General features: G+C 70.1%; 11 protein-coding genes and 1 tRNA gene. 9 read left to right on the forward strand and 3 right to left on the reverse strand.

Going from position 1 to position 16,145, the window contains the following annotated elements; all coding sequences use genetic code 11:
• Positions 1 to 116 precede the first annotated feature (116 nt).
• The gene (locus IEY73_RS07645) at positions 117 to 644 is read right to left on the reverse strand and encodes a hypothetical protein (protein ID WP_189078398.1); all 528 of its coding nucleotides are present in this window, start codon (positions 642 to 644) and stop codon (positions 117 to 119) included.
• 240 nt (positions 645 to 884) lie between these two features.
• On the opposite strand from IEY73_RS07645, the gene IEY73_RS07650 reads away from it, so the two are divergent.
• From IEY73_RS07650 to IEY73_RS07660, 3 genes are read left to right on the forward strand one after another with little or no spacing between them, the layout of a single operon-like run.
• On the forward strand, positions 885 to 3,890 hold the full coding sequence (locus IEY73_RS07650; RefSeq protein WP_189078399.1) for an AfsR/SARP family transcriptional regulator: 3,006 nt from the start codon (positions 885 to 887) through the stop codon (positions 3,888 to 3,890).
• Entirely contained in the window at positions 3,887 to 5,290 is a 1,404-nt protein-coding gene (locus IEY73_RS07655; RefSeq protein WP_189078658.1) for a class II fumarate hydratase, read from the forward strand. Before IEY73_RS07650 ends, IEY73_RS07655 begins: the two co-directional genes overlap by 4 nt.
• 56 nt (positions 5,291 to 5,346) lie before the next feature.
• Entirely contained in the window at positions 5,347 to 7,035 is a 1,689-nt protein-coding gene (locus IEY73_RS07660; protein WP_189078400.1) for a S8 family serine peptidase, read from the forward strand.
• Positions 7,036 to 7,563: 528 nt separating this feature from the next.
• Here IEY73_RS07660 and IEY73_RS07665 read toward each other — a convergent pair.
• The gene (locus IEY73_RS07665) at positions 7,564 to 8,715 is read right to left on the reverse strand and encodes an LCP family protein (protein ID WP_189078401.1); all 1,152 of its coding nucleotides are present in this window, start codon (positions 8,713 to 8,715) and stop codon (positions 7,564 to 7,566) included.
• A gap of 249 nt (positions 8,716 to 8,964) precedes the next feature.
• Here IEY73_RS07665 and rlmB point away from each other — a divergent pair, with 249 nt between their 5' ends.
• Positions 8,965 to 10,077: a 23S rRNA (guanosine(2251)-2'-O)-methyltransferase RlmB gene (gene rlmB, locus IEY73_RS07670; RefSeq protein WP_189078402.1), complete on the forward strand. Its 1,113-nt coding sequence runs from the start codon at positions 8,965 to 8,967 to the stop codon at positions 10,075 to 10,077.
• 8 nt (positions 10,078 to 10,085) lie between these two features.
• Positions 10,086 to 11,666: an outer membrane protein assembly factor BamB family protein gene (locus IEY73_RS07675; RefSeq protein WP_189078403.1), complete on the forward strand. Its 1,581-nt coding sequence runs from the start codon at positions 10,086 to 10,088 to the stop codon at positions 11,664 to 11,666.
• Positions 11,667 to 11,741: 75 nt separating this feature from the next.
• Here IEY73_RS07675 and IEY73_RS07680 read toward each other — a convergent pair whose 3' ends face one another.
• Positions 11,742 to 12,827, reverse strand: a complete 1,086-nt coding sequence (locus tag IEY73_RS07680) for an ABC transporter ATP-binding protein (protein WP_189078404.1) — start codon at positions 12,825 to 12,827, stop codon at positions 11,742 to 11,744.
• A 240-nt stretch (positions 12,828 to 13,067) separates the two neighbouring features.
• Between IEY73_RS07680 and IEY73_RS07685 the strand changes: the two genes are divergently transcribed.
• The 4 genes from IEY73_RS07685 to IEY73_RS07700 all read left to right on the forward strand — a co-directional run bounded on the left by IEY73_RS07685 (position 13,068) and on the right by IEY73_RS07700 (position 16,131).
• Positions 13,068 to 13,141, forward strand: a tRNA-Thr gene (locus IEY73_RS07685).
• 136 nt (positions 13,142 to 13,277) lie between these two features.
• Positions 13,278 to 13,904 carry a GNAT family N-acetyltransferase gene (locus IEY73_RS07690; RefSeq protein ID WP_189078405.1) on the forward strand — a complete coding sequence of 209 codons (627 nt, stop codon included), beginning with the start codon at positions 13,278 to 13,280 and terminating at the stop codon, positions 13,902 to 13,904.
• A gap of 9 nt (positions 13,905 to 13,913) precedes the next feature.
• Positions 13,914 to 14,342 (forward strand): GNAT family N-acetyltransferase, encoded by a 429-nt coding sequence (locus IEY73_RS07695; RefSeq protein ID WP_189078406.1) that lies wholly within the window; start codon positions 13,914 to 13,916, stop codon positions 14,340 to 14,342.
• Positions 14,343 to 14,370: 28 nt separating this feature from the next.
• On the forward strand, positions 14,371 to 16,131 hold the full coding sequence (locus tag IEY73_RS07700) for a potassium channel family protein (RefSeq protein WP_189078407.1): 1,761 nt from the start codon (positions 14,371 to 14,373) through the stop codon (positions 16,129 to 16,131).
• Positions 16,132 to 16,145: the final 14 nt, after the last annotated feature.

Genomic DNA, 16,145 nt, shown 5'->3' on the forward strand with positions numbered 1-16,145 from the left:
CCGAACCAACCACAAAGCAACCATCACGATCACCCTAGGGTCGACCAGCAGCCCAGCACCCTAACTACGCGGCATTGCCCCTAGCCCGCACCGGACCCGTGGGCGATGGCGGCCCGTCAGGCGCAGTAACCGACGACCGGCGTCATCCATTCGGTGATCCGATCCTGGATGGTCTGGTCCAGTTTGTCGGTGGTGGTGATGTCGTCGAAGAGCTTGTCGTCGCCGCTGCTCTTGACGAACTTCGCGGCCGACTCGGCACCCGCATCCCGCAGGTCCGGATCCTGCGCCGCGTCCGTCTCCTTCTTCAGCTTGGCGCCGATGTCCTTGAGTTCCTTGGACGCCGCTTGCTCGGCCTTCTTGGCCGCGTCCGAGTCCTTCGCTTCCCGGTACGCAATCATCTTGCCGATGTGGGTGCCGAAGTCCTCCAGATCCTCGCTGAAGATCTTCTGAACCTCGCCACACACCGTCTCGGTGTTCGCCGAGTAGTCCGGTTCCGTGGTCACCGGGGTCGACGGTGTGGCCACCCACGATGGCCCTCCGGCTTGCGGGGTGTCGTCGGACGGGTCGCCGCTGGTGTCGCTGCCGCAAGCCGCACCGGACAGCAGAAGACCACCGAGGGTTACCGCCAGAAGGGCACGTCGCATCTCAAGATCCTGTTCGTCGGGCAGTGCAAACCTTGCCGACGATACGGTTCGCTTCGGCCTGCGTCCAACGAGTGACCGGTCGGGGGTGACAATGCGTACAGCCCGTCCGCGACGTGTTTGCGGACGGGCTGAACGCCCCCGTTTGCCGGGGCGAAGACTGTCATCCGCCGCTATCGTCGCGCTGCCGATCCGCTCTCGCCGCTATCGTCGAGTCGGTCGGCGGTAAGGACGGGGGAGACCATGCGGTTCGGCATCCTGGGGCCGCTCTCGGTGACCGATGGCGGTCGCGATGTAGCGATCACGGCCGGCCGTGACCGCGTTGTCCTGGCGACGCTTCTCCTCAACAACACCCGGATCGTCGGTGTGGAGGAGTTGATCGACGCCGTCTGGGCGGACGACCCGCCCGCCACCGCGCGGGGGCAGTTGCAGACATGCATCTCGCGGCTGCGCCGCCTGCTGCCCGCCGACATGATCGCCACCGACCCCGCCGGTTACGCCGTCACGGTGCCCGGTGCGGACCTCGATGCGGCGGTCTTCGCCCGGCTCACCGCGGAGGCGCGGGCGACCGCCGGAAGCGACGGCGACAAGGCCGCCGCGATGTTCCGGGAAGCCTTGGCGCTCTGGCGTGGCCCGGCGTTGACCGGGTTGGACACCCCGGCCGTGCGCCAGTCGGCGGGCGTCCTGGACGAGCAACGCGCCGCGGCGATGGAGGACTGGATCGACCTGGAGCTGGAGGCCGGCGGCACCCGGGAACTGGCCGCCGATCTGGCCGGGATGGTCGAGCGGTATCCGCTCCGGGAACGGCTGCGGGCGCAGCTCATGACCTGTCTCTGCCAGATCGGGCGGCAGGCCGAGGCGCTTGCCGAATATCGCCGGGTGTGCACCCTGCTCCGCGACGAGCTGGGCATCGAACCGGGACCGGCCTTGCAGGACCTGCACCGACGCATCCTGAGCGGCGAGGTGGTGCCCGGCCACGCCGCGCACGCCGCATCCCCGGCGCCGCGCAACCTGCCCCGTACGGTGGGCGACTTCACCGGGCGTGGTGACGCCGTCAGCCGGTTGCTCGCGGCGGCGACGCGCACCACGGTGCTGGCCATCGACGGCATGGCGGGCAGCGGCAAGACCACCCTGGCGTTGCGGGTGGCGGGGCTGCTCGCCGACGCGTACCCGGACGCGCAACTGTTTCTCGACCTGCACGGGCACGGCGAACGGGCGCCCGTCGAGCCGGAGGCCGCCTTGCTGGCCCTGCTGCGCCAACTCGGCATCGAGGGCGAGCGCGTGCCCACCGACCTCGACGACCGAGCGGCGTTGTGGCGCTCCGAACTCGCGGCCCGACGGGGTCTGGTGATCTTGGACAACGCGGCGTCCAGCGCCCAGATCGGCCTGCTGCTGCCGGCCTCACCGGGCAGCCTGGCGCTGGTCACCAGCCGTCGGCGGCTGATCGGGCTGGACGGCGTGCACCCCGAGTCGCTGCCGGTCCTGGACGAACCGGACGCGGTGGCCATGCTGACCAAGATCGTCGGGGAGCGGGTAACCGCCGAGCCGGAGGCGTCGCTGGCGCTGGTCCGGCGCTGTGGTTGCCTGCCATTGGCGATCCGGCTGGCCGGATCGCGCCTCGCGCATCGTCCCCGCTGGGCGGTGTCCGACCTGGTGCGGCGCCTGGGCGAGTCGGCCCTGCCCGAGCTGGCCGCCGAGGACCGGACGGTCGCCAGCGCGTTCGCCTTCTCATACGGGCAACTGCCGGCCCGGATGCAGAACGTTTTCCGCCTGCTCAGCCTGTACCCGTCCGACCGATTCGGGGTGCCGGCGGCGGCTGCGCTCGCCGATCTGTCGCTGGACGACGTGCAGGACGTGCTCGACGAATTGGTGAATGTGCACCTGGTCGACGAGCCGGCGCCCGGCCGATACCGGCTGCACGACCTGGTCAAGCAGTACGCCTCGTCGCTGGTCGACGGGGAGCCGCCGGACCTGCGTCGGTCCGCGCTGCAGCGACTGGTGGATTTCCACCTGCACGCCAGCATCGCGTTGAACTTCAGCCGCGAAGCCCACGCCGCCGCCAACGACTACGCGGTCGGCACGCCCCCGCGTCCCGATCTGGTCGAACGGGCGGTGGCCGATCCGGACTGGCTGGAGACGCAGAGCCGGGATCTGGTGGCTCTGGCGCGCATCGCGACGGAGATCGGCGACCACCGGACGGGATGGCTTCTCGCGCGGGTGAACTGGCAGTTCCTCTACTTCCGGAACTACTGCGACGTGTTGATCGCGGTGCACACCCAGGGACTGGCCGCGGCCACGGCGAGTGGTGACGCGCGCGGGGTCGCGCTGATGAGCAACTATCTCGCCTCGGGACTGGTCCGCGTCGGCCGGTACGCGGAGGCGCTGCAGCGCATCTCGGTGATGTTGGACTACCACGAGCGCGCCAGAGACTCCGCAGGCGCTGCCCGAGCACGTTCGAACATCGGCGTGGTGCTTCTGCGGCTGGGACGGTTACGGGAGGCGCTGGCGGCGGCCAACCAGGCGTACTGGGCGTGGCCGCAACGTGACGTCGAGGGCATCGCCCGGCGCAACTCGGAATCGGCTTCCGCACTGATCCAATTGGGCCGTCATCCGGAGGCCCTGCGCCGGGCCCGGCTGGCATTGCAAGGCGCGGTGGAGTGCCGCAGCGCGAGTCTCAAAGCGTCATGCCTGATGGACGTCGCCGAGGCACGCGCCTGCCTCGGCGATCTCGACGCCGCGCGCCGGCTGCTCCTGGCCGCATTGCGCATCACTCGCCAACTGCACCAGCAGGTCACCAAGATCGAAGTGCTCCGCGTCCTCGGCCAGGTGGAGGCTCGGAGCGGCCGGAGCGAGCAGGCGGTCGATTGGTACCTCGCCGCTCTCAGCCTCGCCCGTGAGCGCGACCAGAGCCCCAACATCGCGCAGGTGTCCAACGGCCTCGGCGTCGCCCTGGCCACCGTCGGCGACCTGGGCGGCGCGGCGGAACTGCACCGCAATGCCCTCGCCATCGCCCGGCGCATCAACCTCCCCGTGGAACAGGGCCGGGCACTGAGCGGGCTGGCCGCCTGCGCCGCGGCGGCCGGCGACGAACCCGCCGCCCGACGTCTGTGGCAGCAGGCGCGGGAGATCTTCACCGCGACGGGGGCAGCCGACCGGTTCGACGTCGAGGCCCGGCTCGCCGCCCTCGACACCCGACCGGGTGCGGATCACCTGCGGCCCGCTCCGGACGGGGGCACGATGGAGTGGTGACTTCGACGAGCGATGAGAACGGCTTCCGGATCGAGCACGACACCATGGGGGAGGTGCGCGTCCCGGCCGATGCCCTGTGGCGGGCACAGACCCAGCGGGCGGTGCAGAACTTCCCGATCTCCGGTCGTGGCCTGGAACCGGCGCACATCCACGCCCTGGCCCGCATCAAGGGTGCCGCGGCGCAGGTCAACGGCGCCTTGGGCGTACTGGAGAAGGACCTGGCCGAGGCGATCGGTGCCGCCGCCGGGCGTGTCGCGGACGGCGGGTACGACGACCAGTTCCCCATCGACGTCTTTCAGACCGGCTCCGGCACGTCGTCGAACATGAACGCCAACGAGGTCATCGCCTCCCTGGCGGCACGCGAGCTGGGCCGCCCGGTGCATCCGAACGACCATGTGAACGCCTCGCAGTCGAGCAACGACGTGTTCCCGTCGTCCATTCATCTGGCCGCCGCCGAATCGCTCACCAGCGACCTGTTGCCGGCGCTGGACCATCTGGCGGGCGCGCTGAACACGAAGGCCACCGACTGGTCGGAGGTGGTGAAATCCGGCCGCACCCATCTCATGGACGCCACACCGGTCACCCTTGGGCAGGAGTTCTCCGGGTACGCGGCGCAGGTGCACCACGGCATCGAGCGGCTGACCGACGTGCTTCCCCGACTGGCCGAACTGCCGCTGGGCGGTACGGCGGTGGGTACCGGCGTGAACACCCCGCCCGGGTTCGCGGCCGAGGTGATCGCCGCCCTGAAGCGCATCACCGGCCTGCCGCTGACCGAGGCCCGTAACCACTTCGAGGCGCAAGGCGCGCGGGACGCGTTGGTGGAGACGTCCGGCCAGTTGCGTACCGTCGCGGTCAGCCTCTACAAGATCGTCAATGACATCCGCTGGATGGGGTCGGGACCGCGCGCCGGCCTGCGCGAGCTGCGGCTGCCGGACCTGCAGCCCGGCTCGTCGATCATGCCGGGCAAGGTGAACCCGGTGGTTCCCGAATCGGTGCGGCAGGTCTGCGCCCAGGTGATCGGCAACGACGCGACGGTCGCCTTCGCCGGCACTCAGGGCGACTTCGAACTGAACGTGATGCTGCCGGTGATGGCCCGCAACATCCTGGAGTCCATTCGTCTGCTGGCCGCGGCGGCGCGCATGCTGGCCGACCGGTGCATCGCGGACCTGGCGGCGAACGATGAGGTCGTCCGTGCATACGCGGAAGGGTCGCCGTCGATCGTCACCCCGCTGAACCGATTCCTCGGCTACGACGAGGCCGCCGCGGTGGCCAAGGAGGCGCTCGCGTCCGGGAAGGCCATCCGCGAGGTTGTGCTGGCGCGCGGGCACGTGTCCCGTGGCGCGCTCACCGAGGAGCAGCTTGATCAGGCGCTGGACGTGTTGCGGATGACCCGGCCGTAGCGTACGCAAGGTCAAGCGGTCTTGCCGTAATCGAGCAGATTCGATTTCATGCGTGCATGAGAAAACCCCTGCTCGCCGCCGCCGTCGTCACCGCGATGGTTCCGGCGCTCCTCGTCGGTGCGCCGGCATCCGCGGCGACCGCGACCGAGTACACGGTGGTCGCCGGCGACGGCGTGTCACCGGACGCCGCCACGGCGGCCATCGCCGCCGTCGGCGGCACCATCCTCAGCCGCAACGACGCGGTCGGTGTCTATGAAGTGACCTCCACACGCGACGGCTTCTCGTCCGCGGTCGCCGCCTCCGACAACCTGATCGGCGCCAGCCCCCGGCGGGCCATCGGCTTCGCGCCCTCGGTGGAGAAACCGATCGAACTGCCCATCGGCCCGGCACCGGCTGCCGGGTCGTCGGCCGCCGCCAAGTCGGCTGCCTCGCCCTCCGCCGCGGTTTCGTCGGCTGCCGCGCCGAAACCGGGCAAGATGGACCCGCTCGACGACCGGCTCTGGGGCCTGACCATGATCCACGCGGATCTGGCCCGCAAGCTGCAAAAGGGCAACCGTGGCGTCACCGTCGGCGTGTTGGACACCGGACTGGACGCTTCCCACCCCGACCTCGCGCCGCACTTCATCAAGCGACTGTCCCGCAACTTCGCGGCGGACATCCCCGACGTCGACGGGCCCTGCGAGGTGGCCGGTTGCGTCGACCCGGTGGGCACCGACGACGGCGGCCACGGCACCCACGTGGCGGGCATCATCGGTGCGGCGGCCGACGGATCCGGCGTCTCCGGCGTGGCGCCCAAGGTGGGGCTGGTGGAGCTCAAAGGCGGTCAGGACTCCGGATACTTCTTCTTGGACCCCGTGGTCAATGCGCTGACATATGCGGCCGACGCCGGGATCGACGTGGTCAACATGTCCTTCTACGTCGACCCGTGGCTGTACAACTGCACCGCGAACGCGGCCGACGGCCCCGAGGCGCGGGCCGAGCAGCAGGCGATCATCGTGGGCATTCAGCGCGCCCTGAACTACGCGCACGACGGTGGCGTGACGCTGGTCGGCGCGCTCGGCAACCAGCACGACGACCTGGGTAACCCGCGGGATGACGCGTCCAGCCCGGACTACGGGACGCCGTCGTACCCCCGTGACATCGACAACGCCGACTGCCTCAGCCTGCCCGCCGAGGGCGACAACGTGATCGCGGTGTCGTCGGTCGGGCCGTCCGGCGCCAAGGCGGCGTACTCGAACTACGGCACCGAGCAGACCTCTCTGGCCGCACCCGGAGGCTGGACGCAGGACCTCTATGGCACTCCGCAGTACAACAAGACCACCAACAACGTGCTGTCCACGTACCCGCTGTCGGTGTTGCGGGCGAGCGGCGCCGTGGACGCGGACGGCAACCCGACCACCAGCTCCGTTCTCAAGGACTGCTCCAGCGGTACGTGCGGCTACTACCGGTACCTGGCGGGCACCTCGATGGCGTCGCCGCATGTGGCCGGCGTGGCGGCGCTGATCATCAGCCAGTACGGGAACAACGACTGGAAGCGGGGCGGTCTGAAGATGAACCCGGACGCGGTGCGCCGGATCCTGTTCCAGACCGCGACCGAGCACGCCTGCCCGAAGCCGCGACTGCGCAGTTACGCGCAGGAGGGCTTCTCCGCGGAGTACGACGCGTACTGCGACGGCGGTTCCAAGTTCAACGGCTTCTACGGGCACGGCATCGTCGACGCGTACGCGGCGGTCGGCGGCCAGTAGCGGTCGGCGGCCAGGAATCGCCCGGGCACTCGTTCGGTGAACGCGCGGTGTTCCACTCGGCGGCATCCGATGGAACACCGCGCAGGACCGCCCCTCCCCGCGTCGCGTCTCCCCGCGTCGCGTCTCCCCGCGTCGCGTCTCCCCGCGTCGCGTCTCCCCGCGTCGCGTCTCCCCGCGTCGCGCCTCCCCGCGTCGATCTTGGACTTACCGTGCCCGATCCAGGCCGATAAAAGCCGACTCGTCCGACCCGAATGTCCAAGATCGACCGTCCAGGCGGGGCGATCTTGGACATTGCGGTCGGACAAGTCGGGTATGGCCGGACGACTCGGGCCAGGAAACTCCAAGATCGGCGGTGGGAGTGGGGCGGGCGGTGGGAGGAGGGGTGGCCGTGGAGTGGGGTGGCGGTGGGAGTGGGGTGGCGGTGGGAGTGGGGCGGCGGTGGAGTGGGGTGGCGGTGGGAGTGGGGTGGCGGTGGGGTGGCGGTGGAGCGGGGTGGCGGGGCGGTGTGGCGGGGCGTGAAGGGGTGGGTCAGCTTTGTGCGATCCAGTCCTGGTGCTTTGCCAGGAATGTCGGCAACTCGTCGTCCTTCGTCGCCTTCAGCAACTCCATGCTCGTGTCGCTCAGGATCTCCGCGCTACCCACGCCCGGCACCGACTTGCTGTTGAGCTTGCCGTCATTCGTCTTGATGGTGACCAGATCGTCCGGGTTGATGTTGCGCATGGCGAACGCCCAGTCCTCCAGCGAGACCCCGCCGTTGTCCACCGTCATGGTCTTGCCGACCGCGCTCAGCAGGCCGGGCAGCTTGGCCGGCGAGTTCAGCCCGTCGTGCACCGCCTGCTTCAGGATCGCCTTGAGCAGTTGCTGCTGGTGGCGCTGCCGCCCGTAGTCGTAGTCCTTGTCGGCGAGCAGGTCACGCTGGCGGGCGAAGTCCAGCGCCTCGACGGGGGTGAAGCAGTGGTCGCCCTTGGCGTAGAAGTTCGGTGTCACACCGCGCACCTTGTACGCGATCGTCCCGTCCGAGTGCGTCACGTACGGAACGGCCTGCTTGCCGTCCGCCGTGTGGCCGATGTGGATGGAGGTGGTGTCCTCGTCCACATACATGCACACCTTGCCGAGCACGTCGACGACCTTGCGGAACCCTTCGAAGTCGATGATCGCCCCGGCGTTCGGGGTGATGCCGGTCAACTGCTTGATGGTCAGCGCGAGAAGCTCGAACCCGTGCGACAGGGCGGATTCTCCGGTCAGGCCCCGGCTGCCGTACGCGAAAGCCGCATTGATCTTGTTGTGGCCGCCGCGGTAAGGCACCTTGCCGTTGTCGTACGCGGGAATCTCGACATAGCTGTCCCGGGGCAGCGACACCAGGTAGGCCCGATCGTGCCCGGCCGGAATGTGCAAGATCATGATGGAGTCGGAGCGGCTCAGCATGCTCGGGTTGCTCTTGCGCGTGTCCAAGCCCACCAGCAGGATGTTCTTCGCGCCGCGGATGTCGGCGTGCTTGCGCTCGGTGGTGCTGCGACTGGTGCCGAGCAGGTTCTGCTGCACCACGGTGTGCGTGGCGGTGGCCACCGCCACGCGGGTGGCGACGACCGATCCTCCGCTCACCACGATCAGGACCAGCCCGACGCCGATGCACCAGCGTGTCCAGCGGGGGTGGCGGCGCTTGGCCGAGTTCTTCGGCAAGGGGATCTCCTCCGTGGCGGTGGTGTCTTCGCCATGAAGACGGTTCCCCGCATGCAGAAGATTGCACCGGATCGGCGAGTTTTTCTCGCATCATGAGTTGAAGATCACTGAATGGGCGTTGCGGCGATCGCCGCAACGACCGGCTCGGGCGGGTTCCGCGAGGATGCGGCCACCCCGATACGCTGGTACGTGTCATGAAAGCTGCGCTACCGCCAAGCGCCGCGCGCGACGTGTAGGGGAGCAGCACTGATGCCGGGCAATTCCACGAACCGCAGCCGCCGGGTGACGTCGAAGAAGGGTGCTTCGATCGGTTCCGGTGGCAAAAACCGGGCGAGCCTCAAGGGGCGCGGCCGCACGCTGCCGGCCGACGAACGGCCGTGGCACAAGGGCTACTCCGGCACCGAGGAGCTGCCTGCCAAGACCGCTCGCAAGCAGGACAAGGAGCGGCGGGCCGCGGAGGCGCAGGGGCGTGCCCCCAAGGTCGGCGTACCGGGCACCAAGGACACCACCTGGGGTCGGGGCGCGAAGCGCGGGGCCGCCTTCGGTCCGCAGCGAGGCAAGATGCCGACGCGCAACGGCCCGCGGGTCGCGCCCGGCCGCCGCTCCAACCCCGCCAAGGACGGCCCGGAGCTTCTGGTCGGCCGTAACCCGGTGGTGGAGGCGCTGCGCACCGGCGTGCCGGCGACCGCGCTCTATGTGGCGCAGGGCATCGACGTGGACGACCGGATCACCGAGATCGTCCGGACGGCCGGCGATCGGGGCATCCCGATCATGGAGATCAGTCGCGCCGAACTGGACCGGATGACCGGCGGCGTGCTGCACCAGGGCGTCGGCGTGCAAGTGCCGCCGTACGCGTACGAGGACTTCGCGGACCTGATGGCCGCGGCGCTGGAGCAGACCGCGCCGCTGCTGGTGGCGCTGGACGGGGTGACCGATCCGCGCAACGTGGGTGCGGTGATCCGGTCGGTGGCCGCGTTCGGCGGGCACGGCGTCTTCATGACCGAGCGTCGCGCGGCCGGCATCACCGCTACCGCCTGGCGGACCAGCGCCGGCGCGGCGGCCCGTGTGCCGGTGTCTCAGGTGGTCAACCTCACCCGTGCGATCAAGTCGTGTCAGCAGGCCGGCTTCACCGCGATCGGCCTGGATGCGGACGGCGAGACCGACCTGTACGAGCTGGAGGCCGCGGTCGGCCCGCTGCTCGTGGTGGTCGGCTCCGAGGGGCGCGGGCTGTCCCGCCTCGTGGGCGAGACCTGTGACATGCGCGTCGGCATTCCGATGGCCTCGTCGGTCGAGTCGCTGAACGCGAGCGTCGCGGCCGCGGTGACACTGGCCGAGGTGGCACGCCGCCGCGTGCACGGCTGAGCCCGGCCGTGTCCGCACCGCGCGCCGACCGTCCGGACGGCCCGCTCGGCCCGGACGATCCCGGTTTCCGGTACGCGGAACCGGTCGACCCGTGGGCCACGAGCGAAGCCGCGGACCCGGCCGCGCCGGGCGCGCCCGCGTTCGGCGCGGAGATGCCGCAGACGCCGGCGACGACGCCCCCATGGTCGCCGGGCATGCCGTGGTCGCCGGGCATGCCGGAGCGCGGGCGGTCGCGTCGCATCGGGCTGCGCTGGATCATCGGGGCCGCTGCCGTGCTCGTGCTGGCCGTGTCCGCCACTCTGGTGGTGATCTTCTGGCCCGGTCGCGGCGCGCCCGACTTCCGTCCGGTCGAGGAAGCCGCGCGGTTCGTCCCGGCGGTCCCGATCTCGTACGGGTTCAGCGCGGCCGGGGTGGCCGGTGACCGCGCGTACTTCGCCACTGCGGACGACGACGGGCGGCTGGGTGTGCTCGCGGTAGATCTGGAATCCGCCGAGAAAGCCTGGGAGAACCCCGCGGTCGCGACCGCGCCGCGCTGGTCGGCCATGGTGGCTCTGCCCGACCAGGTGGTCGTGATCAGCGAGCGGGATCCGAGCACCGACCGCCGCCTGATGGTGGTGCTGGACGCGGCCTCCGGCGACCGATTGTGGCGGCGCCCGATCACCGAAAGCGATGACGTCTCCTACTTCGGCTCGGACGTCGCGGTGCTCGTCGACCGGGCCGAGGACCGGCTCCTCGGGCTGGATCCGCGCCGCGGCACGGTGCGCTGGGAGAAGGACAGCCCGGTCTCCGACTCGGGCTCGGCCACCACGGCGGTGATTCCGGTGACCACCGCTCGCGATCTCGACGGGCCGACCGACGTCACCGGGCGGCTCCTGGCGCCCGCATCGTCGAAGGACGCGCGGATCGTGCAGATCGGCGCCGACCGTTCCGCGCGGGTGCTCGACGCTCGTACCGGGAACGTGCTGACCGGCCCGCGCCCGAGCATCGCCGATCCCCGCGATGAGGCGATCGCATACGACGGGCGGCTGCTCGTGCGCTCGGACGCCGAGGCGGAGCGGATCCTCAGCTACGACCTGGACACGTTGGGCGAGCCGAAGGTGCTCTACACCGCGCCCGGCGAGCACCGGATCGGCCGTCTCACCGCATGCGGCGCCGGCCGGGTGTGCTGGGTGGAGACGGACGGCTACGACACCTCGACGGCGCAGGTGGCCGCGGTCGACGCCACCGACGGTGGCGGCCTTTGGCACCTCGGCCTGCCCGATGCCACCACGCTCGTGCCGGTCGGGTCGGCGGTGCTGGCGACCACCGGCGGGACGCCCACCCAGGTCAGCCTGATCGACGACCGCGGCAGGGCGGCGTGGACGCTGCGCGGCCAGGCGGGCCGCGTCGACGCGCACGACCTGCTGCGCTTCACCGCGCCGGTGTCCGGCTCACCGGGAGACCCCGGCATTTCCGGTCGGCACGTCGGCGACGACGAAGTGCCTCTGGGCGTGCTCAGCGGCGTACGAACGTCCACCTGCGCGTGGAATGCCGCGTTCCTGGCCTGCGTGGCCGATGAGGACGCGGTGCTGTACCGCTTCGCCGGCTGAGACCCCGTGCTGACGCCACGAGCCGGGACGCTCGACGCGTCCCGGCTCGGTGGGTGGTTCCGTTTGCCGTCAGGCTCAGATGCGCTCGCCGCTGGAGGCGTTGAACACGTGCACCTGGTTCTGCTGCGGCTTGATGTGCACCGTCTCGCCCATGCTCGGCATGTGGCGCCGGTCGGTGCGGACCACGAAACGCTCCGAGTCGCCGTCCACCGCCGTGTGGCCGTACACGTTGGCGTCCGAGCCGAGGTCCTCCACCAGGTCCACGGTGATCGGCAGGCCACCGGAGCTGGCCGGCACGATGTCGGTGGCCTCGGGGCGGAAGCCGACGGTCACCTTGCCGCCGCCGCTCTGCGCCGCGGCCACCTGCTCGCGGGTCAGCGGCGTCACCATCTCGCCGAAGTTGGCGCCGGACTCGGTGAGCGGGACGGTCTTGATGTTCATGGCCGGGGAGCCGATGAAGCCGGCGACGAACACGTTGCCCGGGTTGTCGTACAGCGCCCGCGGGGTGTCGCACTGCTGCAGCTCGCCGTCCAGCAGCACCGCCACCCGGTGACCCATCGTCATGGCCTCGACCTGGTCGTGCGTCACGTAGACGGTGGTGATGCCGAGCTTGGCCTGCAACGTCGCGATCTGCGAACGGGTCTGCACCCGCAGCTTGGCGTCGAGGTTCGACAGCGGCTCATCCATGAGGAACACCTGCGGCTCACGGACGATGGCGCGGCCCATGGCGACACGCTGGCGCTGGCCACCGGACAGTGCCTTGGGCTTCCGCGACAGATACTCGTCCAACTGCAGCAACTGGGCTGCTTCCTTGACCCGGCGGTCGATCTCCGGCTTGGGCGTCTTGCGCAGCTTCAGCGCGAACGCCATGTTCTCGTACACCGACATGTGCGGGTACAGAGCGTAGTTCTGGAAGACCATCGCGATGTCGCGCGACTTCGGGGGCAGGTTGGTGACGTCCTTGCCCTCGATCAGGATGCGACCGCGGTCGACATCTTCCAGGCCGGCGAGCATGCGCAGGCTTGTCGACTTTCCGCAGCCGGAGGGGCCGACCAGGACGAGGAACTCGCCGTCGCCGATCTCCAGGTTGAGCTCGTTGACCGCGGGGCGGTCGCCGCCCGGGTAGATCCGGGAGGCATTGTCATACGTGACGGTAGCCATGGTTGTACCGACTTCCTTTCCACCGGCAGGAACGTGCCGGACGATCCGAGTGGAGGAGTGACGTGAGCTGACTCACGCCACGTAACCGTAAGGCTTTTTGTCGGCCCTGCCAAGGTCACCAGCGGGTTTGGTCGCCGACGCGCCCGCCGGCCACCGGAACGGGCCGCTATGCTGGTCACTCGTGCGTCTCGTGTGCCGCACGATGCGTGGCAGTTCCCCTGTGCCACGATGCGTGGCAGCGCCCCTGTAGCTCAGTTGGCCAGAGCACTCGCCTTGTAAGCGAGATGTCGTCGGTTCGATTCCGACCGGGGGCTCTCTTCCAAGCCCCCTCAGGGTGATCGTCGCACCGCCCTCGCCGCCCCGCCCTTCACCGGACTCCCAAAGATCGACGGCTGGTGGGGCTGGGAAACCAGTGGCGCGGCCGTTTCGTCGGCGGGCACGATCTCCGCCATGACGCAGGCGACGCTGCGGACTTCGCGCATCGAGCTGATCCCGCTGTCCGACGATCATCTCGATTTCGAGGTGGAGCTGGACGCCGACCCTGCCGTCATGCGCTACCTGGGCGACGGCCGCCCGCGCGGCCGTGCGCAGGTCGAGGAGCTGCACCGGCGGCGGCTCGTGGTGGCGTCGGGCGTACCGGGACTGGGGTTTTGGGCCGGGCGGGTCGACGGCGATCTCGTTGGCTGGTGGATTCTGCAGCCGCCGGAGCGAGCCGACCAGGGGCCGGTGGCGGGGCAGGCCGAGCTGGGCTATCGGATGCTGCGCCGCTACTGGCGCCGGGGCCTGGCCAGCGAGGGTGCGCGGGAGCTGATCCGGCACGGCTTCGAGGATCTGGGGCTGGACCGGATCTTCGCCGAGACGATGGCGGTGAACGCCGCCTCGCGGGCGACGATGTCCTCGGTCGGCTTGCGCTACGTGCGCACGTTCCACCTGGACTGGGACGAGCCGATCGCGGGCGCCGAGCTGGGCGAGGTGGAGTACGCGATCACGGCCGCGCAGTGGCGGGCGGTGGGCCGAACGGTTGATACGGACAATCCACCAGACACGCCAACGATCAGGGGCAATTCAATACCTTAAGGTGGCGTCATGCGCATCGAACGGATCGTGGACGCCTCGGCCGTACACGAAGCTGCGAATCTGTTCGACTCACCGCCGCTGCCCATGGCGACCGCGCGTTTTCTCGCCGACCCGACGCATCACCTGTTGCTGGCTTACGACGACGACGGCCGTCCGGTCGGCATGATCTCGGGGGTGGAGACCACCCACCCGGACAAGGGCACCGAGATGCTCATCTACGAGCTGGGCGTGGCGCCGGATGCCCGGTTGCAGGGCGTCGCGACGGCCCTGGTGCGTACCTTGGCGGACATCGCCCGCCGTGCCGGTTGCTACGGCATGTGGGTGGGCACGGAACCCGACAATGTGGCGGCGAAGGCGACATATCGCAAGGCGGGGGCCTCCGAGGAGGCCCCGTTCGTGTTGCTGAACTGGGATCTGGTGGCCACACCGGGCACCTGACTGTTGCCGCATCACTACCATCCTCGGCATGAGCACCGATGCGTCGTCGGGGGGACGATGGTCGCTGGTGTCCCGGCTGCAGGACCGGTTGCCCCGCGACGGAGAGAACCGCCCCCATCTCGTGGTGTGTGGCGGCGACGCGTTGGTCTACACGCTCACCGAGGAACTGGTCCGTTCCAGCGAGCAACTCCGCATCACCGTCGTGGTACCCCACGAACTGCATGGTGACGTGCCCCCGCTGTCCAATCTGCGCGGTGTGCGGGTGATGCACGCCGAGCGCCTGGACGAGCGGTCGTTCCGCGCGGCGGGTCTGGGCGGTGCCGCGGCCCTGGCCCTGGTGATGCCCGACGACGTGATCAACCTGCACGCGGCGCTGTGCGCGCAGGCGGTGGAGCCGGACCTGCGGCTGGTGATCCGGATGTTCAACACCGGCTTGGGGTACGGCGTGCGGCGCCTGTTCGCGAACTGCGCCGTGCTGTCCGACGCCGCGATGGCCGCGCCCGCCTTCGTGGCCGCCGCGCTGGGGCAGGTGGCGCCCACGCATTTCCGGCTGGGTGGTCGCACACTGCACACGGCGCGCCGGTCGGCGGTGTCCGAGCGGAACGTGGTGTGCGTGCTCAGCGCGACCGACCATAGTGGACGCGTGGGGGTGCTTCCCGACCCCGCACCGCCGCGGCCCGACGACCTGGTGCTGGCCGAGGCGCCCGGCCGCAAACCGATGCCGGAGGCGTCCCCGTGGCGACGTCCGCGCCGGCATCTGCGATCGTTCGGCCGCGCGGTGCGGGTGGCGCTCAGCCGCCGGTTGGGCATCGCCGTCCTGATCACCCTGTTGATCACGGCGGTGGCCGGTGCGGTGCTGGCGGCGGCCGACGACGTGCAGGGGTTCTGGCGATCCCTGTACGTCACGCTGCTCACCGTTGTCGGATCCTCCGATGTGGAGATGGACCGCAATCCGGTGGCGCAGGCGGCGCAGTTGGTGCTCACCCTGGCCGGCGTGGCGCTGCTGCCGCTGATCACCGCCGCGGTGGTGGAGGGTGTGGTGAACGCCCGCCTGGCCCTGTCCAACGGCCGCGTGGTGCGACCGCACTCCAATCACGTGGTGCTGGTCGGGCTGGGCACCGTCGGCACCGGTGTGCTGTGGCGGCTGAACGATCTGGGTGTCGAGGTGGTGGCGATCGACCGCAAGCCCGACGCGCGCGGTGTGAAGGTGGCCGAGCGGCTCGGGGTGCCGTTCATCCTGGGCGACGCGGCTCGCGAGGTGACGCTGCGGGCGGCGTCCATCGAGAGATGCCGGGCGCTGCTGGTGGTGTCCACCGACGACGTGACGAACCTGCAGGCCGCGCTGAACGCTCGCGCGATCCGCGACGACATCCGTGTGGTGCTGCGGCTGTTCGACGATGATTTCGCCCAGCACGTCCAGACGGCCTTCAACATCAATGTGTCCCGGAGCGTGTCGCGCACCGTGGCGCCGGCCTTCGCCGCGGCGATGCTCAACCGCGACGCGCTGGTCACCATTCCGGTGGAACGGAACACCCTGATGGTCTCCGAGATGCTGGTGAAGGCCGGGTCGACGCTGGACGGCGCCCCGCTCAGCGAGGCGGACGGGCTGCCCAAGGTGCGGGTGATCGCGATGCGATCCCGGGACGAACAGTGGATGGACTGGCATCCGGACCCCCGCCGGGTCCTTGCGGCCGGGGACCGGGTCGTGGTGGTGGCACGCCGTGCGGGGTTGCACGCGTTGCGGGCCGCCGCCACGCCGCCGGACTCGCGGGCGGAGGACACCGCCTGAGGGATGACCGGCTG

The organism is Mangrovihabitans endophyticus (assembly GCF_014646155.1).
GTDB classification, from domain to species: Bacteria; Actinomycetota; Actinomycetes; order Mycobacteriales; family Micromonosporaceae; genus Actinoplanes; species Actinoplanes endophyticus.

Bases quoted from the DNA above. Each gene is read 5' to 3' on its own strand.
- IEY73_RS07690 (WP_189078405.1), top strand. From the start codon at position 13,278: ATGACGCAGGCGACGCTGCGGACTTCGCGCATCGAGCTGATCCCGCTG.
- rlmB (WP_189078402.1), top strand. From the start codon at position 8,965: ATGCCGGGCAATTCCACGAACCGCAGCCGCCGGGTGACGTCGAAGAAG.
- IEY73_RS07695 (WP_189078406.1), top strand. From the start codon at position 13,914: ATGCGCATCGAACGGATCGTGGACGCCTCGGCCGTACACGAAGCTGCG.
- IEY73_RS07660 (WP_189078400.1), top strand. From the start codon at position 5,347: ATGAGAAAACCCCTGCTCGCCGCCGCCGTCGTCACCGCGATGGTTCCG.
- IEY73_RS07700 (WP_189078407.1), top strand. From the start codon at position 14,371: ATGAGCACCGATGCGTCGTCGGGGGGACGATGGTCGCTGGTGTCCCGG.
- IEY73_RS07680 (WP_189078404.1), bottom strand. From the start codon at position 12,827: ATGGCTACCGTCACGTATGACAATGCCTCCCGGATCTACCCGGGCGGC.
- IEY73_RS07650 (WP_189078399.1), top strand. From the start codon at position 885: ATGCGGTTCGGCATCCTGGGGCCGCTCTCGGTGACCGATGGCGGTCGC.
- IEY73_RS07645 (WP_189078398.1), bottom strand. From the start codon at position 644: ATGCGACGTGCCCTTCTGGCGGTAACCCTCGGTGGTCTTCTGCTGTCC.